Source organism: Streptomyces sp. 8N114 (genome assembly GCF_052245835.1).
Taxonomy (GTDB): domain Bacteria; phylum Actinomycetota; class Actinomycetes; order Streptomycetales; family Streptomycetaceae; genus Streptomyces.
The window spans coordinates 274,298-293,990 of sequence record NZ_JBQQBT010000009.1; the positions used below are offsets into that span (position 1 = coordinate 274,298).

Consider the following 19,693-nt stretch of genomic DNA (forward strand, 5'->3'; position numbering starts at 1 on the left):
GGTCATCCGGACGGTCGCCGTCGGCGTGCCTCTGCCAGCCGCTCGGCCATCATGTGCTGGTTCCACAGCTGTCCCGGGTCGTTGGGCATCGCCGCGTCGTACAGCTCCAGGCGGGCTTCGGTGGGCACCCGCCGCAGCCTTTCGCACGCGTCGGCCGCCTCAGTCACCTTCAACCCCAAGGCGGCGCGGGTTTCGGGCGACAGACACTTGTCGGTGCGGACACCGCTGGCGTCGACTCCGGGCAGGCCGGTCAGCCACAAGGCCGCCTCCGCGTGGTCGATGTCGGCGGCCTTGGCGAGGTGGGCTGCCGCGTCGGGGTCGAACGGCACCGGTCCGCGTCGCTCCAACTCGTCGGCCAGCAAGCGCAGCCGCTTGACGGTGGCCCAGCCTCGGGCCACCGGCCGGATGTCGACGAAGCCCTCCGGCCGGGGCATGTCGCCCCGTTGCAGGAACGCCTTGATTCGGTAGTTCCTGCCTGCTTGCGAGCGGGCCCAGTCGCCGAAGTGCATGGCGATGTCCAGCGGCAGCAGCCTGCCCTCCGCGGTGGACTGGGCCACCGGGGGTTGCTCGTCCCCGTCCTCTCCCGGGTCCAACAGGCCGCGGTGCAGCGCCGGATCGGTCAGGGGTGAGGAGGCCCAGAACCGCAGCAGCCCGATCACCGCCGCGCGGTGCTCGGCAGGGGTGAGGGCGCTGGCCGCACGGATGCCGAGGCCGCCGATGCGGCCGGCGAGCTCCGTCCAGTCGTAATGACTCCCGTGGACCGCCCAATGGGCCATGGCCGTCTCGCCGTCGATCGAGCCGGTGAAGAACGCCGAGGCCAGCTCGATCTGCCGTACCGTCCCGCCAGTTCCCTCGGGGTAGAAGCTGACCAATCCGTCCAGTGCACCGTCCAGGTCCGGTTCCGGAATCTCCAGCAGCCGGGGTGTCTGCTGGTCGAGGACTTTCAGGAGCCGGTCCCGGTGCTGTATCCGGCGGTTGGTCTCCTGGAAGAACCCCATGAGGCCGTCCAGGAGCAGCTGGTGGCTGACCTCGGGCAGCAGGGAACCGAGGGCTTTCCGCAGCGCCGACGTAGAGGTGGCCGTCGCCGCCAGCAGTGCCCGCACGGTGTCCTCGGAGATCTCCCGCAGCGCCCGCGAGCCCGGAAGGTCACGGGGCGTCAGGAAGTGCCAGAACGCCTTCGGCGGCATGCGCCGCGTGCCCGCGGCCATCGGGGACGGCTGGTTGACGATCCAGTCCTGGTCCATCATGTAGACCCGCCAGTGTGCCGCACCGGTTTCCGGATCGCGCGCGGTGACGTCGTAGCCGCCGTCCAGCAGCAGCCGTCGGTCCGAGCCGGGAACGTCGAGGAGCCCCCAGGGGAAGGGCGGCTTGGAAGACCAGCGACCATGCGGCAGGGAACCGGTCGACGGGAGAGCGGTGCCGTGGACGCCGTCGATGCGGTGGTAGCGGATCTGTCCCGTCACGCGGTCGTAGGCGACCCTGAAGCCCAGGTGGGTGCCGTCGGTGCCCAGGGGCGAGGTGGCGGTGCCGGCGGTGACAGGGGCCAGCGACGAATGCTCGATCAGCCAGCCCTCGTCCTCACCCAGCAGCGACGGATCGAGGAACGCGGGCAGGCCGGGCTCGCCGAGTTCCTCGGCGGCCAGGTCGATGGGGCGCACCACCCGGGATTCCTTGTCCACGCCGGTGTACCACCAGTACGTCCGGCCGTCGTGGAACATGTGGCCCTCGGGGCCCACTCGGCGATCGCCCACGGTCAGGAGCCGGTGGCCCATGAACCGCCGGGCGCGGGGCCCCAGGAAGGTATAGCCGGAGCGGGTCTTCTCGCCGTACCGCCACTTCCACGAGGTTTCGTGCTCCGTATGGATCTCGCCCGGCGCGCCGGACCAGTACACGCTCTGGTCCTGGTTGACGGCGTGGAAGACCTGGAACTCCCCTTCGGAGAAGAACGCCCGGACGTCGTAGTGGAATTGGCTGGCGCCCTTCGGCACCACCAGCCGGTGCTCCATGATCCGGCCGCCGGGGCCGATCGCGATAACCTTGCGGCGGTCGTGCACGGTCAGGATGGGCCAGCTGGCCCGGCACCAGTTGTCCTCGCCCTTCAGCTCACTGGCGGCCTTGTCCAGGGCGTCCCAGCCCAGTTCGTCGAGGATGCCCGCGCGGAGTGTCTTGGTCAGCGGGGCCACCAGGTCGATGCCGGCGAGCCGGTCGAGCAGGTGCGGCACTTCCGCCGCTGTCTGCCGGGACAGCGTCGCGTAGAGCCAGTCGAACGCGTCGAGGGCGCTTTGCAGGGTGCCGGAAGTGGCGCAGTTCAACCGGTTGTCGATGATCCTGCGCAGGAAGGGCCGAAGCGGCTCGATCGTCCACTCCCTCTTCCACCGGTCGTCGGACCACTTGTCCTCGAGAATGGAATGGACCAGCGGGTCCGCGAACCGGTCGTCGGCGGTCAGCGCTTCCAGATCGACGCGGTCGTGCTCCCACCAGTGCCCCAGCAGCAGCTTCGGATCCGGGTCCGGCACCGGGATGCCCGCTGCCAGGCAGCCGCCGATGACCGCCGCGTCGATGCGGTATTCCTTCGCGGTGCCGTTGCAGAGTCGCAGCGGGCCCTCTTCCGGGCCGATCCGTCCGGCCAGGCGCGGCAGCAGGTCCAGCAGCTCCTTGGGGGCCTTGGGGGGACGGGGACGTTCGTCGGGTCCGCGGTAGCGGCGGAGCATCGCGGTCAGCCACCGGCCGGTGTCCTCGCCGAGCAGGTCGAAGGCGCCCGCCTCGTCGAGGAAGGCGACCCACCAGGCGTCCATGTCCGAATACGGGAGATCGACCAGTTGCCACACCAGCCGCTGCTTCACCGCGTCCGAAGTGGCGACAGCGGCCAGCCAGCCCTTGCGCTGTGAGGTCCAGAAGCCGTCCGGGGCCCGCCAGAGCGCGGGCGCTTCCACGAGGGCTTCCAGCACGGACCCGTGTTCGGCCGCCACGTTGAGGTCGGCGGCCTTGGCCAGTTTGGTGAGCTGCTTGAGCATCTCGGGCCAGGGCGGCAGGCCGCCGATCGTACGGCGGACGGCCAGCTCCCGCAGCTCCTGGTAGGCCTCGAAGGGGTCGCCCCGGCGCTTGCCGAGGTCCGCGACGTAGGTCTTGATGTCCTTGACCGACAGTGCCCCGGCGAGGGCGAACTCCAGGAACACCGCGCGCTGCCTGGCCGGATCGACGGACGGCAGGTACTGATCCGCCTGGCGTGCCCGGCCGAACATCATCGCAGCTTGCCGGTGGCGGCCGGCGGCGATGAACGCCCGGCCGACCTGTTCCCAGTAGGCCGGAAGGTGGGAGTCCGGAAGCGTCGCGGCGATCTGTCCGTACAGGTCGAGCGCGGGTCCCGGCTTGGGCCTGGCCAGCCGCTCGGCGCGCGCCATCTCGGGCGCTGCCGCGAGGGCCGCGTCGGCGTGGGCGGGGTCGTGGAGCACGGCCCACGCCGGGTAGCCGGGCTCCTGGCGGTACCCGGCCGACACCGGTGGGCCGGCATCGGGTGCGGAGAACCCGGCGTCGGCCAGCACCTGGTCCTCGCCAGGGGCGGCGGCCTGTCCGCTCAGCCGGACCATGGGGCGGGTGCCGAGCAGTGGGTGGGTGTAGCGGCGGGCGGTGACCGGCTCGCCGCCCGAGGTACCGGCGGGCGCCAGGCCCGTGTCCAGCGCGATCCGGTCACTGGTCATCGGTCGCCCTTCCTGCATGGATCAGTTCTGCCATACGCACGCCTTCGGACCATGCCACCGGACCGACCTCGCCCAGCGCGACGGGCCGTTCGGATGCGTCCACCCACAACAGCCGTCCGGTCTCGATGGGCAGGCCCGGATCGTCGGCCCCCAGCCAGTAGCGGGCCTGCAAACCGACGTCACCGTCGACGATCCGCAGCATCGCGAAACCGCCGCGCATGACGAAGCCGTACCGGGCGGCGCGGGCGGTGGCGTGCCGCAGCTCCTCGAACTCGCCCCCGGCGTAGTCGTCGAGGCTGGTGGCTCCGGGGTCGACATCGTCCGGCCGGTGGTGGATCTCGCGGGCGAGCTGCGGAATACCCTGCGCGGCGCCATGGTTGTCGAGCAGTTCCCGCCACTTTCCCACGTCGGACAGCAGGATCGGATGCGGCAGGGACACAGGGCCCACCGGTGGAGTGTGCGGAGTACCGTCCTGGTCCACCAAGCCAGTACGACCCTCCTCTGTCACCTCCGTCAGCAAGCCCGTCCGCCCGTCGACGACCACCACGAGGTGCTCCAGGACGGACCGCCAGCTCGGGTCGGGCCACACGCGGGCCAACAGGGCGGCGGGCACCGGAATGCCGGCCAGCAGCCAGGACTCGACGGTGGACCGGCATTCCTCCTCGTGCCGCACCAACCGCTCGCGCAACTCGGACAGCTTCTCGCCCATCGAGCTGCTGCGCACAGCTCTGGGGACTGACTGCAGCATGCGACCGTCGGGCTTACGGCATCTCAGAGTGGTTCCGTCCAGAGCCAGTTCGTGGCCATGGGTGGCGGGAACCCACACAAGTGGAGTTGACATACCTCGCATCGTGTCAGCCCCCTGTGACAACCATCCTCGGCGCGTGACAATCAGCCTGGGCACGCGGCATCGCGCCAGGCTTCACGGAGAGAGCTACGTTGCGGCGTTACTTGTCGTCGTCGTAGCAGCCCCGGTCGGCGAAGGCGCGTTAGGGGGCGCCGGTGGGGCCGTCCGGCGGGCATGGGTCACTCAGCGCTGGGACGAACGCCCGGAACCGCCGGCCGTGATCACACACCCCTCCGCCACCTCTCAATTCAGTGCGGGATAGGGCAATAGCACGAATCCTGGTGCCTGCAGCGGCATCAACCACCCGAGACAATTTCGGCCAGGTGGTGCAGCGAGTTGCTGAGATGCTCAGGGCCGAACGGCGGGAACTCGATGTACTCCCGGATGAACTGCGGCACCGCCGACCAGTCGTAGGTGAGCGTGACCTCAGTCTCGGAGGGACCGAGCGGCGCGAGGTCGTAACGCCAGCTCCAGCCGCCGAACTCCAGGTGACCGTCGTCCTTCTCCTGTCCCGTCAGCCAGCCGATGGCGCGCGGCGGGTCGAGCACCTGGACCTTGTTGGCAACTTGGTAGTCACCGTTCGGATGGTTGGGGTGATACATGTCCATCCGGAAAATCTGCCCCACCTCGGTCAGCGGCGCCCGCTCGACAGCTTGCTGAACCCAGCCGGTGCCATCGATCGCGGAATGGGTCGTCGGGTCCGCCAGCACCGCGAACACCTTCGCGGCGGGCGCGGGGACAGTCAGGGTGGCGGTCACGTTCTCCTGGTCCACGGTGTGCACGCTCCTTGTCATCTCATCTCGGGCCTCCCGCAGGCGCAGGCGCAGGCGCGGAAGGGGGACGTTCCCAACATGCAGACGGCGCGGATAGGCGGAACTCATCGGTCGTGTGGGCGGAATCCGCACCCGTGCCACCACCGGGGGCTCTTCGGACGGCTCCGATCGTGCTCAGAGAGCCGGATCCGAGGGCCCCACTATCGCCCGCAGCGCCGCAAGATGCCCCTGGTAGGCATCCCGGCCTCGCCGGGTCAGGCGGAGCCATACGCGCTGCCGGGTGTCACGGACGGCCTTGCGCTGCTCGACGTATCCCGCGCCCATCAGCACGGTGACGTGCTTGCTCAGCACGGAGGCGGAGAGGTCGAGTTGCTTTTGGACCAGGCCGAACTCCGCCTCGCCCGCGGTGTCCAGCAGGGCGCAGACGCGCAGCCGGTTCGGGGCGTGGATGGTGGCATCGAAACCCTCCAGCAGGTCGTGGGTTTCGGCGCTCACGGGGTCTTCCGGTGCAGGCGTACGAAGGCAAGATGGAAGCCGACGGACACGGCGGCACCGATCAGCGAGGCCGCGATCAGCCACCCCGGCCATCCCGTGATGCGGAACGCGACGGCTGCACCCACCAGCAGCACGGGCAGGCCGACCATGAGCGGCACAGTCGCCCGCTTCGGCAGCACGTCCAACCGCAGCGCCACCCCGGTCTTGTGACGCCACGCCTTGGCCGCGACGACGAAGAGCACCAGATACACCGCGGTGATCGCCAGCATGATGCCCATCCAGGCCGGTTGCGGCAGCAGCCAGCCCGAGTCGGCCATGACGCCTCCGTAGATGATCGGGAGCGCGGCAACGTAGAGCGTCAGCGTGATGAAGAACCAGTTCGGCCACGGTGTCGCCGAGAGCGCTGTGGCGGAGGCCCGGATGTGCTCGGTGTCGGCCAGGGCGGAACGAGCCTGCTCCGGCGTCAGCTGTACCCCGTTGGTTTCCATGATGGAAAGAGTAGCGGCTGGTTTCCAGTACGGAAAGAGACGAGTTTCCGGTACGGCAAGTGACCAGCTCGCCGCCTGGGTTCTGTCTCTCCGGCTCGTGATCGGAGAGACACGAGGGCGTCAGGGATCAAGAACGGGACCCAGGAGATGTCCATTGGAACGTCCGCCGCGCGGAGCCGCGGCCCGTCACCGGTATCAGGCAGTGGTCCTGGCGACCTCGGCCGGGCGGAGCAGGGCGGTGAGCCGGTCGGCCTCGAGCAGCCCCTTCTCCAGGACGAGTTCGGCGACCCCGCGGCCGGTGGCGAGCGCTTCCTTGGCGATGTCGGTGGCGGCCGTGTAGCCGATGTGCGGGTTGAGCGCGGTGACCAGGCCGATGGAGTTCTCCACGCTGGCGCGCAGTGTCTCGGTGTTGGCGGTGATGCCGGACACGCAGCGCTCGGCCAGGGTGCGGCAGGCGGCGCCCAGGTGGGTGATGCTCTCCGAGAGGGAATGCAGGATGACCGGTTCGAAGGCGTTGAGCTGGAGCTGGCCCGCCTCGGCGGCCATGGTGATGGCGACGTCGTTGCCGATGACCTCGAAGGCGACCTGGTTGACGACCTCGGGGATCACCGGATTGACCTTGCCGGGCATGATGCTGGAACCCGCCTGGACCGGCGGCAGGTTGATCTCCGCGAGCCCGGCGCGCGGGCCGGAGGAGAGCAGCCGCAGGTCGTTGCAGCTCTTGGAGAGCTTGACGGCGATGCGCTTGAGGACGCCCGAGAGGTGGACGAACGCACCGCAGTCCTGGGTGGCCTCGACGAGGTTGGCGGCGGTCACCAGCGGCAGACCGGTGATGGCGGCGAGGTGGCGGCGGGCGGCCTCGGCGTAGCACGCGGGGGCGTTGAGGCCGGTGCCGATCGCGGTGGCACCGAGGTTGATCTCGTGCACGAGCAGGGTGGCCTCGGCGAGCCGGCTGCGGTCCTCCTCCAGCATCACCGCGTAGGTGGAGAACTCCTGTCCAAGCGTCATGGGTACGGCGTCCTGGAGCTGGGTCCGGCCCATCTTCAGGACGCCGCTGAACTCCTCCGCCTTGGCGGCGAACGCCTTGCACAGCACGGTCATCGCGTCGCGCAGTTCGTGCACGGCGGTGATCGTGGCGACCTTGAGAGCCGTCGGGTAGGCGTCGTTGGTGGACTGGCTGAGGTTGACGTGCTCATTGGGGTGGAGGTGTGCGTAGTCGCCCTTGGCGTGCCCCAGGATCTCCAGGGCCCGGTTGGCGATCACCTCGTTGGCGTTCATGTTCGTCGAGGTGCCCGCCCCGCCCTGGATGACGTCGACGACGAACTGGTCGTGCAGCCGGCCGCCCCTGATCTCCTGGCAGGCGGCCGCGATGGCGTCCGCCTGGTCCGCGGGGAGCAGCCCGAGGTCCTGGTTTGCGCGTGCTGCGGCTTCCTTGACCGCCGCGAGGGCGTTGATCAGATGGGGGTACGCGGATATCGCTGTGCCGGTGATCGGGAAGTTCTCGGTGGCGCGGAGCGTGTGGATGCCCCAGTACGCGGCGGCGGGTACGTCTCGGTCACCGAGCAGGTCGTGCTCGCGACGGTGGTCGGCAGTCATGGCGCAGATATTTCCTTGGGCTCAGATGGTGCGGGCGAGGGTGTTGCAGGGAATGTGGGGTCGGCCTGGGGGACAGGAGGCAGGCCCGCTCATGAGGCGGTGAGTGCCCCCGCGGCCCGCAGGCTGCCGACGGCCGCGCCGCCGCCGATGACGGGCGTGGCGGCGAATCCGGCCAGGACTGCGGGGTCGACCCCGCATCGGGCGAGCGCCGCCGCGGCCACCGGCATCCGGGCGCGGTCGGAGCCGTCGGCGATCTTCACGCCGACGGCCCGTCCGTCCGGCAGCGCCGCGACCTGCACGCCCTCGAAACCGTCCTTCGCGAGCAGGCCCGGTACCGCGCGCATCAGCCGGGCGACGTCCCGCCCGGTGCCCGAGGCCATCTCCGGGTGCTCCCGCATGGCCTGCGCAACCCGCCCCTCATGGGTGTCCGGCGCGGCCGCCGCCAGCCGTGCGACGGCCCGGGTGAGCCCGTGCAGGGACACCGCGAACAGCGGTGCTCCACAGCCGTCGACGCTCACCCCGGCGAGTTCCTGTCCGGTGAGATCCGCCACCGACTCGGCGACGGTCTGTTGCAGCGGGTGTCCGGGGTCGAGGTAGTCCGGCAGTGGCCAGTCCCGCAGCCTGGCCGTCATCACCATCGCGGCGTGCTTGCCCGAGCAGTTCTGGGCGAGCCGGGTCGGGCCGAGCCCGCGGCGCAGCCACTCCTCGCGCTGTTCGGCGCTGTAAGGCAGGTCGGGGGTGTTGTGCAGGTCGTCCTCGGTCAGCCCGGCGAGGCGCAGGATGTGCCGGGCGCCGGACAGATGCCGGGCCTCGCCCGAGTGGCTGGCCGCGGTGAGGGCCAGCAGCTCGCCGTCCAGCTCCAGCCCGGCGCGCCGCAGGGCGACCGCCTGGAGGGGCTTGAGAGCCGAGCGCGGGTAGAAGGCGGCCTCGATATCGCCGGCCCGGAACTCCACGCTGCCATCCGCGGCCAGCACCACGACCGAGCCGTGGTGGACGCCTTCGACGATCCCCCCGCGCACCACGTGGGCGAGCGGGACATGGGCGGGTGTACGGCGGACGGGCGGCTCCGCCAACAGCTGTTCCGTCGCGAGTTGCCCGGCAAGTTGCCCGGCCGGAGGCGCCGCCACCGCGGCCGTGCTCCCGTCCGCGGTACGGATCACGCTCATGCCTCGCCCTCGGTCCGTTCGGCCTCCGCCCGCCGGGCCTGAGCCGCGGCCCGGATGGATCCGACCCGGCCGCGTACGAGGAACCAGCCGCCCACCAGCGCCACCGCGATCCCGGGCAGGGACATGACGGTGATCCGCCCTGCGCCGCCGTCGGCCCACATCAGGCCCAGGACGGAGACGAGGAACGCGAGCGTGACGAGCTCGGTCCAGGGTGAGCCCGGCAGCCGGTAGCCGGGCCGGACGACCTCTCCGGCCTTGGCCTTCCGCCAGAAGAGCAGATGACTGATCATGATCAGCGCCCAAGTGGCCAGGATGCCGATCGCTGCGAAGTTCAGCACGATCTCGAACGCGTCGCTCGGCACCACGTAGTTGAGCCCCACGCCCAGGACGCAGACGGACGAGGTGAGCAGGATGCCGCCGTACGGAACGTGGCTGCGGCTCATCACACCGGTGAACCCGGGCGCCGAGCCCGACAGCGCCATCGACCGCAGGATGCGCCCGGTCGAGTAGAGCCCGGAGTTGAGGCTGGACATCGCGGCGGTGAGGACGACGAGGTTCATCACGCCGCCCGCCGCGGGCACGCCGATGTTGGAGAGCACGGTCACGAAGGGGCTCTCGTCGGCCGAGTACGCGTCCCAGGGCAGCAGCATCGTCAGCAGCACCACCGAGCCGACGTAGAACAGGGCCACCCGCCACATGATGGAGTTGATCGCCTTGGGCATGATCTTCTCCGGCTCACGAGTCTCGCCTGCCGTGACGCCGACCAGCTCGACCGAGGCGTAGGCGAAGACGACGCCCTGGATGACCAGCAGCATCGGCAGCATGCCGTGCGGGAAGACACCGCCGTTGTCGGTGATCAGCGAAGGACCGGGGGAGTGGCCGTCCACCGGCTGCTGGGTGACCAGGAGGAAGATGCCGATCACCATGAAACAGACCAGCGCGCCGACCTTGATGATCGCGAACCAGAACTCCATTTCCCCGAAGATCTTCACGGATATCAGGTTCACGGCCAGTACGACTGCGAGCGCGATCAGGGCGATCACCCACTGTGGGACATCGCTGAACATCCCCCAGTAGTGCGTGTACGTCGCCACCGCCGTGATGTCGGCGATCCCGGTGGTGGCCCAGTTCAGGAAGTACATCCAGCCCGCGACGAAGGCCCCCTTCTCGCCCAGGAACTCGCGGGCGTAGGAGACGAACGCACCGGAGGACGGGCGGTGCAGGACGAGTTCGCCCAGCGCCCGTACGACGAGGAAGGCGAAGACCCCGCAGACCGCGTAGGCCAGCGCGAGAGAGGGCCCGGCGCCCGCGAGCCGGCCGCCCGCGCCGAGGAACAGCCCGGTGCCGATGGCGCCACCGATGGCGATCATGTTGACGTGCCGGGACTTCAGGGACTTGCTGTATCCGACATCGCCGGCGTCGATGGCATCGAGGGACCCGGCGGCGGTGTGCTGCCGTTCCGTTTGCTGCAGGGTTCTTTCGGTCACGCCTGTTCTCCGCCTTCTTCCGTGAGGGGGCCGGTGGGGGCGGTGCGCTGGGGGCGCACGATGGATACGAGGGTCGTCTCGACCCGTTCGAGGTGGTGCCTCATGGCGTCCACGGCGTCCCGCTCGGAGCCGTCCACGAGCGCCTCCACGATCGCCCGGTGCTCGCGATTGGACTGCTCGCGCCGTCCGCCGACGTCGTTGAGGAACGCCGACTGCTGGGCCAGCGCGTCGCGGATCTCCTCGACGAACCTGCGGAAGACCGGGTTCTGAGACGCCTGGGCGACCGCGAGGTGGAAGAGGGAGTCCATCGCCACCCACGCGGTGGTGTCGGTTTCCTGTTCCATCCGCTCCAGCAGGTGGGAGAGCCGGTCGAGGTCTTCGGGAGTACGGCGCAGGGCCGCGTATCCGGCCACCGGGATCTCCACGTGGTGGCGCACCTCGAGGAGGTGGCTGGCCGTGTAGTCGCCGAAGGTCGGGTCCTCGACCGCGCCATTGGAGATGACGAAGGTGCCTTTGCCGGTGCGGGAGACCGTGAGCCCCATCGTCGCCAGGGCGCGCAGGGCCTCCCGCAGGACGGGCCTGCTCACCTCCAGGCGACGGCAGAGCTCCGCCTCCGAGGGCAGCTTGTCGCCCACCGCGTACTCGCCGCGCTCGATGGCACCGCGCAGATGCGTCAGCACGGCTTCCATCGCGCTGATGCGCCGGGGTATGCCTGGTGGTGTCTGGCTGTCTGACAGGTTCACGAGGCAGGATCCTCGGTGGCACGAGGGAGCGGTGTCAAGGGGGGAGAGCTGTCAGATTTCGCGCGACCCGCCCCCGCTGGGTACCTGCTGGACAGACCTGACGGCCCGGACACGAGGGCGCGGGTCCACTGCCCCGGCCCGGGCGCTGTCCCTCAGGTGATGGGCATGTTGGTCTTCGACGATGCAGGGGGGTCCCGATACCGTACTGAGGTGGCGATTGTGCTGGTCATGGCTTGTCCGGCGGCCGTGATACGGCACTACCAGTCCTGGGCGCGTGGCGAGGCGTGACATTGGGGTTGTGGAGGCAGCCGTGGCGGAGTCACGAGACAACGGCCGGCTGGCCGGGCGCCTGGCGGCCGTAGCTGCGTTGGGGTTCGTGCTGGTCATCCCGCCGTTGTTGGCGCAGTTCGACCAAACGGACCGGTTCTTCGGCGTCCCGGTTCTCTGGGCGTACCTCTATCTCGTATGGGCGATCGTGATCGGCCTGGTCGCCGTCATCGTCGCCAGATCGCGGTAGTGCTGTGCTCCGGACCGGAGTCATCGTCGCTGTTTCGGTGGCGTACCTCGGTGTGCTCTTCGCTGTGGCCTTCTATGCCGATCGGCGGGCAGACGCCGGCCGGAGCCTGATCAACAGCGGCACGGTCTACGCCCTGTCCCTTGCGGTGTTCGAAACCGCGTGGGCGCTCTACGGCAACGTGGGCTCGGCCGCCACGACTGGTATCGGCTTCCTGGGGTTCTACCTGGGGCCGGTGATCATGCTCGCGCTCGGCTGGCTGGTGCTGCGCAGAATCATCCGGATCAGTCGTCGGCACCGCGTCACTTCGCTGGCCGACTTCGTCTCCGCCCGCTACGGCAAGAGCGCGGTGCTGGGTGGTCTGGTCACGATCATCGCTGTGGTCGGGGTTGTTCCCTACATCTCGCTGCAGCTCAAAGCGGTCTCCAACACCTTCGAGATCATCCGGCGGTATCCCGAGATCACCTCCCCGTCGGATCTGGGCCATGTTCCGCTGCTTCAGGACACCGGCCTGTACGCAGCACTGCTGCTCGCTGTGTTCACCATCCTCTTCGGCACCCGCCACCTGGACACCGCTGAACGCCACGAGGGCATGGTTGCTGCGGTCGCGTTCGAGTCCGTGGTCAAGCTCGGGGCGCTTCTCGCGGTCGGGGTCTTTGTGACCTTCTGGATGTTCCGGGGGTTCGATGACCTGTTCTCCCAGGCAGCGCACGCCGACCTCACCCAACTGTTCACGCTGCGAGGGCACACCGGCTACGGCACGTGGGTCTGGCTCACGGTGCTGTCCATGCTGTCGATCATGCTGCTGCCTCGGCAGTGGCAGGTCACCGTTGTCGAAAACGTCGACGAGCGGCACCTCAAACGGGCGATGTGGCTGTTCCCGCTGTACTTGCTCGCGAACACCTTCTTCGTACTTCCGATCGCAGCCGGTGGGCTTCTGGTGCTCGGGAAGGGCGCCGACGCCGACTCCTACATGCTGACCCTGCCGATGGCCGAAGGCCAGCAGGCACTCGCGCTGTTCGTCTTCATCGGCGGCCTCAGCGCGGGCACCGCCATGATCACCGTCGAGACCATCGCGCTCAGCACGATGGTGTCGAACTCACTGGTGATGCCGCTGCTGCTGCGCGGCAAGTTCCGGCTGGCGCAGCGGGACGACGTCACCGGACTGGTACTGGGCATCCGCCGGGCGACCATCGTGCTGGTCCTGCTGCTCGGTTACGCGTACTTTCGACTCGCGGGCGAGGGGCGGGCGTTGACGTCGTTCGGCCTGGTGTCGTTCGCTGCTGTGGCACAGTTCGCGCCCGCCATCCTCGGCGGCCTGTTCTGGAAGAACGGTACCCACTGGGGCGTGCTGGTCGGACTTGTGGCGGGCTTCGTCATGTGGGGGTACACCCTGCTGCTGCCGAGCTTCGCCGAGTCCGGGCTGCTGCCTGCCTCGTTCCTGCGGGAGGGCCCGTTCGGCATTGAGCTGCTCCGGCCGCAGCAGCTGTTCGGCCTGGCAGGAATGGACCCGATCAGCCATGCGATGTTCTGGAGCGCACTGGTGAACATCGGTGGGTACGTCGCTGTCTCACTCGCCGGACGGCCGAACGCCGCCGAGCGGGCGCAGGCGGTGCAGTTCGTCGACATCTTCGCGGAGCCTGCCAGAGAGCGGCGCTGGCAAGCCCGCGCCACGGTCGGCACATTGCAGACAATGCTGGAGCGCTTCCTCGGGCGGGAGGGCGCCGAGCGGGCGATGCGCTCGTACCCCGGAACGAGACCCGAATCCCCCGAAGCCGCAGCGACCCCGGATCTGATCCATCACGCGGAGGCCCAGCTCTCCGGCCCCATTGGCGCGGCATCCGCGCGGCTCGCGGTCGACGCGGTGGTCGGCGAGGAACCGGTCCGCACCGATGAGGTGATGGAGATGATCGGCGAGGCGTCGCAGAGGGTCGAGCTGGTCCGAGGGCGGCTGGAGTTCCTCTACGACGCGACCAGCGGTATGGGCACCACCCTCGATGTGACTCATACGGCCGAGGAGCTGGCTCAGGTCGCGGTCCCGCGCTTCGCCGACTACGTCACCGTCGACCTGGCCGAGCCCGTGCTGCGCGGTGACGAACCGGGGGTGTACGGCAGCGGCACCAGTGACAGCAGCACGCGGATGCGGCGCACGGCCGTCAGCGGTATCCGCGAGGACACTCCCTTCTTCCCCGTCGGCGACCAGGTCACTTTCACGCCGTCCTCGCCGCCCGCCCGTTGCATCGAGACAGGGCGGGCGCTCCTGGTGCCTCGGCTGCGTGACTCCCTGGGGTGGCAGACGGTGGATCAGAGGCGGGCCTCCCGCATCCTCGACTACGGAGTCCACTCGCTCATCACGGCACCGCTGTCCGCCCGTGGCGCGCTGCTGGGCGTTGTCAACTTCTGGCGCTCGGAGAAGCCCGAGCCCTTCGAGCAGGACGATCTCTCCCTCGCGGTCGAACTGGCCGCCCACGCCGCCGTGTCCCTCGACAACGCACGCCGCTACACCCGCGAGCACGGCATGGCCGTGGCGCTTCAGCGGAGCCTGCTCCCCCGCACCCTGCCTGAGCAGAACGCCGTCGAGGTCGCCTACCGCTACCTTCCCGCGCAGGAGGGAGCCGGCGGCGACTGGTTCGATGTCATCCCCTTGTCAGGCGCCCGCGTCGCCCTGGTGATCGGCGACGTCGTCGGGCACGGGCTGCAGTCTGCTGCCACCATGGGGCGGCTGCGCACCGCCGTGCACAACTTCTCCTCCCTCGACCCGCCGCCCGACGAACTCCTCGGCCACCTCGACGAGTTGGTCACCCTCACTGAGCAGGACGCCGTCGCGGCCGGCGACGAGACCACGATGACCGGCGCCACCTGCCTGTACGCCGTCTACGACGCCGTGTCCCGTAGCTGTGCCATGGCCAGGGCCGGCCACCCGATGCCCGCCCTCGCGCACCCCGACGGCACGGTGGAGTTCCTGGACGTACCTTCTGGCCTTCCCCTCGGCATCGGCGGACTGCCCTTCGAATCCACCGAGTTGCGCCTGCCCGAGGGCAGCAGACTCGTCCTGTTCACCGATGGCCTCGTCGAACGCCGCGACCAGGACATCGACACCGGGCTCCGGCTGCTCGGCGAGACCCTGGCGCGCGCGGACCGTTCCCCCGAGCAGACCTGCGACGCCGTGCTGGACGCCCTCCTCCCGGACGTCCAGAGCGACGACATCGCGCTGCTCGTCGCCCGTACGCGAGTGCTGGGAGCCGGACAGGTCGCACAGTGGGACGTGGAGCAGGACCCCGCGGCCGTTCCCCGAGTACGCGCCGCCGTCTCCGCGCGGCTGACGGAGTGGGAACTGGAGAGCCTCGCGGACACCACGGAACTGATCCTCAGCGAGTTGATCACCAACGCCATGCGCTACGGCGTCGGGCCGATCAAGGTGCGGCTACTGCGCGACCGTACGCTCACCTGCGAGGTCTACGACCACAGCCTCACCTCGCCGCACCTGCGCTACGCAGCCACCATGGACGAGGGCGGGCGGGGACTCTTCCTCGTCGCCCAGCTCACCGCACGCTGGGGCACCCGCTACACCAAGGACGGCAAAGTCATCTGGGCCGAGCAGACCGTGCCGGGGACGACGGCGCCCGGCAGTTGACCCACACCGCCCGCGGACCGCCGGTCGGCCCGGCCAAGCCCGCGACCCTGTCCCCGGTCGTCAGGTGTCAGGCGTACACGCGTTCAACAAACTCCGCGAGCTGGCGATCGCTCAGGTGCCGGGCCAGGTCGGACTCGCTGATCATGCCGATCAGGCGCTTGTTCTCATCGATGACCGGCAGACGCCGAATCTGATTGGTCTCCATTTCCCGAAGGACCTCGTTCACGTCTGCATCCGCGCTGATCCAGCGCGGTGTGCCCCGGCACAGGTCTCCAGCCGTGACGCGCGAGGCGTCGTGCCCAGCAGCGACGCACCCGACCACGATGTCACGGTCGGTGAGGATTCCGACCATGCGTTCATTGGGGTCCGTGGGGTCGCTGACGGGCAGGGCGCCCACATCCAGTTCGCGCATGAGCTGTGCGGCCCGGTCGAGGGTTTCGGTGGCGGGCACCCAATTGGCGCCACGGTTCATGATGTCGGCTGCGGTGGCCATGGGGCTCCTCCTGTCGACTGTCGACGTAATCGCTCCCACCCCCTTCACCATCGTCCCCGGTACAACCGATATGTGCCATTCGAGTACGTGATGGAGAGCATGACCCGTCACCGACGCCGGAGACCGGCCTGATCGACAAGAGCCGGAACAAACGCGGGTGGGCAGGGATGATTCGCGATATGGCGATCGCCTGGCTGCGCTCTGTGACCGGTCAGTACGCGGTATACGGGGCGGTGGCGCGCACCGTGTGAGGCCAGGGGTCACCGCCGTCCACCGCCCCTTCACGGCCGGTTCCAAGACACACTTCGACGACTGACGGCCGGGCAGGACGCGTCAGGCTTCCGTCGAGCGGCGCGGCTCGCGCAGCATCGTCCACAGCACCGGGCCGTTCTCCGCCAGCCGCAGTTCTTCGCGCACGGTGAAGCCGAAGCGTGCGTAGAACGGGATGTTGGACGGCTTCGAGGACTCCAGATAGGTCGGCAGACCCGCAGCGTCCGCCTTGGCCAGGCCCGAGCGCAGCAGGGCGGCCCCATGGCCCTGGCCACGGGCGGCGGGGTCGGCCCCTATCACGGCCAGGGACCAGTGCGGCTCCTGCGGCGCGTGCTTCGCGGCCTGTTCCACGGTGTCCCGGAACAGCGTGGCCTGTTCGCCGAGGATGTCCACGAGTTGCTGGATCGTCCCCGCATCGGGAACCGCCTTGTCCTGGGCCTCAGCGGGGACCCAGAAGGCAGCCGCCGCGTCGGTGCGCTCACACACGCCGTGCAGGCCGTACTGCCGGGTGAAGATCGTGGCGAAGTATCGGTCCATCCCCTTCTCGCGTGTGCCGTCGTCGGGGAAGAACAGCCGCATCATCGGGTCGTCGCCGAATGCGCGGGCGAGGAGGCGGCTGATCAGCGGCGCGTCGTCCAACGTCGCCGCTGCCGGAACATTCGATATCGGCATACGGGGGATTCTGCCCCCTTGGGATCTTCGACGGCGAGCCGGGTCCCGGATCATTCGCGGGCACATCACCTGACACCGGCAGCTGCCCACCACAGATAAGCCGTCGGCGCCTGAGCGGCTCACCAGGGCGGCGGGCCGTCTCCGCCTCACGCTCGTTTTCCGGACACCCGACCATGGGCCGACTCGTGGGGCGTCTCGGTGCGGTAGGAGTGGCCGAGTTCCCCGCCGAGTCCGAAGTAGTGGCGGAAGTTGTAAATGAGTGGGCTCCAGGTTGCGGGGTCGATGTGATGAGTTCCGGGGACGACGATGCCCGGGTCGGCGTGCACTCTTTTGACGACGGCCTCGACGATGACGAAGTCTTTCGAGGCGTCCGGCGCTACGCGTTGGGCGACGGCCTCGAGTTGGAGGGGGCATTCAGTGATTCGAGGCGGCCTGACGCTATGGGAGCGTTCTGCCCGCAGGCCGGCCGCGGTGAATTTGTCCGGCTCGAATCGGCAGCCATTCGGCTTGGTCGGCGGCACCGGATGACGGCCGGTCAGTGATGCCAAGCGTTCCACGGCTTCCCACATCGCGGGGGTGGGCAGATTCACCACCAGGTCGGGCCGGTCGCCGAGGTTGTGTGCGGTCTGCCCGTCGGCTCCCAGCCCGAGCACGATGGTCTGTCCGAGCGCCCAGGCGGAGGACATCGGGGCCACGTTGAAGGAACCGTCCGGATTCTCCGTCGAAAGAAGCACGACGGGAGTGCCGAAGTACAGAATGCTGGGCTCGATGACTATGTGGGAGTAAGGCTCTTCGGCGGACGGTGTGCCGAGTGATGTGGTGTCCATGGCGGGGACATTAATGTCCGAATGCTTCGGCGACAGCCGAAGTCCAGTGGCTCCGGTGATCAGCCGGTCGTCGTCCCTTGTCCCGTCGTGACGGGAAGCATGGGGTTCCCCAGCCCTCGGGTGATTGTCTGCAGATCGGTCGGCAAGGCGCTGCGGAAGGCATCGTCGAGCCGGGCCTTGAGCACGGTGACGCTGACGGCGAAGGGCGTGGAGTCCGTCCGCAGCCCGCTTACGGGCACGGCCAGGCAGACGATGCCGGTGGTGGTCTCCTCGTCGTCGATGGAGTAACCGCGGGCGCGGGTGGCGGCCAGGTCGTCCAGCAGGGCCGGCACCGTGGTGATGGACCGCTCGCTGAGCTGGGGCAGGGGGGCGTCCGCGCAGCCGGTCCTCCACTACGGCGGGATCCATGATGGACAGGATCGCCTTGCCGGTGGCGGTGCAGGTGGCAGGGAAGCGGTCGCCGATGTTCGCGGTGAGGCGCACAGATTGCCTGTCGAGGACTTCGGCAGGCTCAGCGTCCGGGCGATCTCGCTGACCGACAGCGGCTTGCCCTCCGCATCGGCGAGCGTGTCGAGGATCGAAACCGCCCGCGTTACGGCAGGTACGAGGCTCCCCGGATCGCCTGCGCTCGCAGTCACTCTCCACACACCACATTGTTCGTCGCTCAGCTTGCTGGACAGCGCTTTCGCTGGGCTCCGATTGGTAACCCAGGGGACCATCCAGCAACGCTCATGACCGGACCGCGCGGCTGCCAAGCCCTCAGAACTACCTCGAATCCGGAGCGCTGAAGATCGGATGACCCGCAGCAGCCCGGCCCGTCCTCGCCCACTCCCTCGTCCCCCGGCAACCCCGTCGGCGGCATCCTGCGGGACATGCCGGCGTTGACGCTCAACCGGCCCTCGCTGCTTGTGGGTTGAGAATAGGAAAGGGGTGGACTGGCGGGGTTCCAGGGTTATACTTCGAGCGATTTCTGGTGCGCAGGAGAGGGGACTACGTGATGCGCGCGGTTGTCTCGCTGTCAGCGCGCCGTTGCTGAGTGCATCGAACGTGATTGGCCTGGACCCGGCCAGTTGAGGTCCCTCTCTTTGCCGTGCCGTCAATTCTCTTGCGGCTTACGTGTTGCCAGCGCCGCATGTCTCTCATGGAGAAGGGTTTCTGTATGAAGCGCACGGTCACTCTCGCTCTTGGTGCCCTTTCGCTGAGCGTGGCGAGCCTTGTGGCTTTCACTCCGGCGTCGCAGGCCGACACCCGGATCGACGTGCCGCAGTGCAAGTTCAGCACGGAGTTCTGCCTGTACGAGCATGACGACTTCGACGGAGACTACTTGACGACTCCTCAGGACGAAGGCTGCGACAACGTCGGCAGCCTCATGAACAACAAGGGGAGCTCGATGATCAACCAGTCGAGAAATCGAGTGCGGCTGTACGACAAGGCCAACTGCGCGGGCTCGTCCGGGTACGCAGCCAAGCCCAAGAGCGAGGACAAGGACCTCACCGGCAACGGGTTCGACAACAAGGCCACGTCCATGAGGTTTTAGTGCGGTTGCAGAAAGACTGGCTCCATCAAATCGTAGGTGTCGATGAGAAAAGAAAAGGACAGACCATGAGGCGCATTCTTGCCGCCGTCGGAACACTCACGCTTGCGGCGTCGGGTGTCATAGGCTTCAGTGCAACTGCACAGGCGGACTCTTCCTGGCACTGCACCCTCCGCAACCAGTTCTGCCTGTATGAGCACGATGACTACAACGAGGGTGCCGGTGGCACTGTCCGCGAGTGGTCGACCACTCCGGACGGCCGCTGCCGCAACACGGGCAACGGCAACTGGGCGAGCTCGATGATCAACCGGTCGAACCGAAGCGTGTACCTCTACGACAGGACCGGCTGCGCCGGCTCGCATGGCTACCGCGCGAAGCCCGACAGCGTGGACGCGGACTTCACGAACAACGGGTGGGACAACAAGACGAGCTCCATGAAGTAGTCGTCGAGTCGTA

At 68.6% G+C, this 19,693-nt stretch carries 18 protein-coding genes; 4 read left to right on the forward strand and 14 right to left on the reverse strand.

Translation table 11 applies throughout. The annotated features are described in order from the left end of the window. Window positions 1-2: 2 nt before the first annotated feature. The 9 genes from ACTWQF_RS21370 to ACTWQF_RS21410 all read right to left on the reverse strand — a co-directional run bounded on the left by ACTWQF_RS21370 (window position 3) and on the right by ACTWQF_RS21410 (window position 11,293). Window positions 3-3,698, reverse strand: a complete 3,696-nt coding sequence (locus ACTWQF_RS21370; protein WP_443281198.1) for a hypothetical protein — start codon at window positions 3,696-3,698, stop codon at window positions 3-5. After that, a complete protein-coding gene (locus tag ACTWQF_RS21375; protein WP_443281199.1) occupies window positions 3,688-4,446 on the reverse strand; it encodes a DUF4132 domain-containing protein in 759 nt (252 codons plus the stop codon). The genes ACTWQF_RS21370 and ACTWQF_RS21375 overlap by 11 nt, the downstream gene beginning before the upstream one ends. A gap of 395 nt (window positions 4,447-4,841) precedes the next feature. Beyond that, window positions 4,842-5,318 (reverse strand): polyketide cyclase, encoded by a 477-nt coding sequence (locus tag ACTWQF_RS21380; protein ID WP_443281200.1) that lies wholly within the window; start codon window positions 5,316-5,318, stop codon window positions 4,842-4,844. Window positions 5,319-5,492: 174 nt separating this feature from the next. Continuing rightward, window positions 5,493-5,813 carry a transcriptional regulator gene (locus ACTWQF_RS21385; protein WP_443281201.1) on the reverse strand — a complete coding sequence of 107 codons (321 nt, stop codon included), beginning with the start codon at window positions 5,811-5,813 and terminating at the stop codon, window positions 5,493-5,495. Next, window positions 5,810-6,301: a hypothetical protein gene (locus ACTWQF_RS21390; protein ID WP_443281202.1), complete on the reverse strand. Its 492-nt coding sequence runs from the start codon at window positions 6,299-6,301 to the stop codon at window positions 5,810-5,812. Before ACTWQF_RS21390 ends, ACTWQF_RS21385 begins: the two co-directional genes overlap by 4 nt. Window positions 6,302-6,496: 195 nt before the next feature. Further along, entirely contained in the window at window positions 6,497-7,897 is a 1,401-nt protein-coding gene (aspA, locus tag ACTWQF_RS21395; protein WP_443281203.1) for an aspartate ammonia-lyase, read from the reverse strand. 89 nt (window positions 7,898-7,986) lie between these two features. After that, entirely contained in the window at window positions 7,987-9,063 is a 1,077-nt protein-coding gene (locus ACTWQF_RS21400; RefSeq protein WP_443281204.1) for an asparaginase, read from the reverse strand. Continuing rightward, entirely contained in the window at window positions 9,060-10,535 is a 1,476-nt protein-coding gene (locus ACTWQF_RS21405; RefSeq protein ID WP_443281246.1) for an amino acid permease, read from the reverse strand. The genes ACTWQF_RS21400 and ACTWQF_RS21405 overlap by 4 nt, the downstream gene beginning before the upstream one ends. An 11-nt stretch (window positions 10,536-10,546) precedes the next feature. Further along, window positions 10,547-11,293, reverse strand: coding sequence for a FadR/GntR family transcriptional regulator (locus ACTWQF_RS21410; protein WP_443281205.1), 747 nt, complete (start codon window positions 11,291-11,293; stop codon window positions 10,547-10,549). 310 nt (window positions 11,294-11,603) lie between these two features. On the opposite strand from ACTWQF_RS21410, the gene ACTWQF_RS21415 reads away from it, so the two are divergent. Then, window positions 11,604-11,810 (forward strand): hypothetical protein, encoded by a 207-nt coding sequence (locus ACTWQF_RS21415; protein ID WP_443281206.1) that lies wholly within the window; start codon window positions 11,604-11,606, stop codon window positions 11,808-11,810. Between the two features lie 4 nt (window positions 11,811-11,814). Beyond that, window positions 11,815-15,441 (forward strand): SpoIIE family protein phosphatase, encoded by a 3,627-nt coding sequence (locus tag ACTWQF_RS21420; RefSeq protein WP_443281207.1) that lies wholly within the window; start codon window positions 11,815-11,817, stop codon window positions 15,439-15,441. Between the two features lie 67 nt (window positions 15,442-15,508). Here ACTWQF_RS21420 and ACTWQF_RS21425 read toward each other — a convergent pair whose 3' ends face one another. The 5 genes from ACTWQF_RS21425 to ACTWQF_RS21445 all read right to left on the reverse strand — a co-directional run bounded on the left by ACTWQF_RS21425 (window position 15,509) and on the right by ACTWQF_RS21445 (window position 18,422). Beyond that, the gene (locus tag ACTWQF_RS21425) at window positions 15,509-15,934 is read right to left on the reverse strand and encodes a CBS domain-containing protein (RefSeq protein WP_443281208.1); all 426 of its coding nucleotides are present in this window, start codon (window positions 15,932-15,934) and stop codon (window positions 15,509-15,511) included. A gap of 333 nt (window positions 15,935-16,267) precedes the next feature. Next, entirely contained in the window at window positions 16,268-16,876 is a 609-nt protein-coding gene (locus ACTWQF_RS21430; protein ID WP_443281209.1) for a GNAT family N-acetyltransferase, read from the reverse strand. A 146-nt stretch (window positions 16,877-17,022) separates the two neighbouring features. Further along, window positions 17,023-17,703: a flavin reductase family protein gene (locus ACTWQF_RS21435; protein ID WP_443281210.1), complete on the reverse strand. Its 681-nt coding sequence runs from the start codon at window positions 17,701-17,703 to the stop codon at window positions 17,023-17,025. 59 nt (window positions 17,704-17,762) lie between these two features. Further along, window positions 17,763-18,068, reverse strand: coding sequence for an IclR family transcriptional regulator domain-containing protein (locus tag ACTWQF_RS21440; protein ID WP_443281247.1), 306 nt, complete (start codon window positions 18,066-18,068; stop codon window positions 17,763-17,765). 27 nt (window positions 18,069-18,095) lie between these two features. Further along, entirely contained in the window at window positions 18,096-18,422 is a 327-nt protein-coding gene (locus ACTWQF_RS21445; protein ID WP_443281211.1) for a helix-turn-helix domain-containing protein, read from the reverse strand. 440 nt (window positions 18,423-18,862) lie between these two features. On the opposite strand from ACTWQF_RS21445, the gene ACTWQF_RS21450 reads away from it, so the two are divergent. Further along, window positions 18,863-19,240, forward strand: coding sequence for a peptidase inhibitor family I36 protein (locus ACTWQF_RS21450; RefSeq protein ID WP_443281212.1), 378 nt, complete (start codon window positions 18,863-18,865; stop codon window positions 19,238-19,240). 65 nt (window positions 19,241-19,305) lie between these two features. Further along, window positions 19,306-19,680 carry a peptidase inhibitor family I36 protein gene (locus ACTWQF_RS21455; RefSeq protein ID WP_443281213.1) on the forward strand — a complete coding sequence of 125 codons (375 nt, stop codon included), beginning with the start codon at window positions 19,306-19,308 and terminating at the stop codon, window positions 19,678-19,680. The last annotated feature ends 13 nt before the right edge of the window (window positions 19,681-19,693 follow it).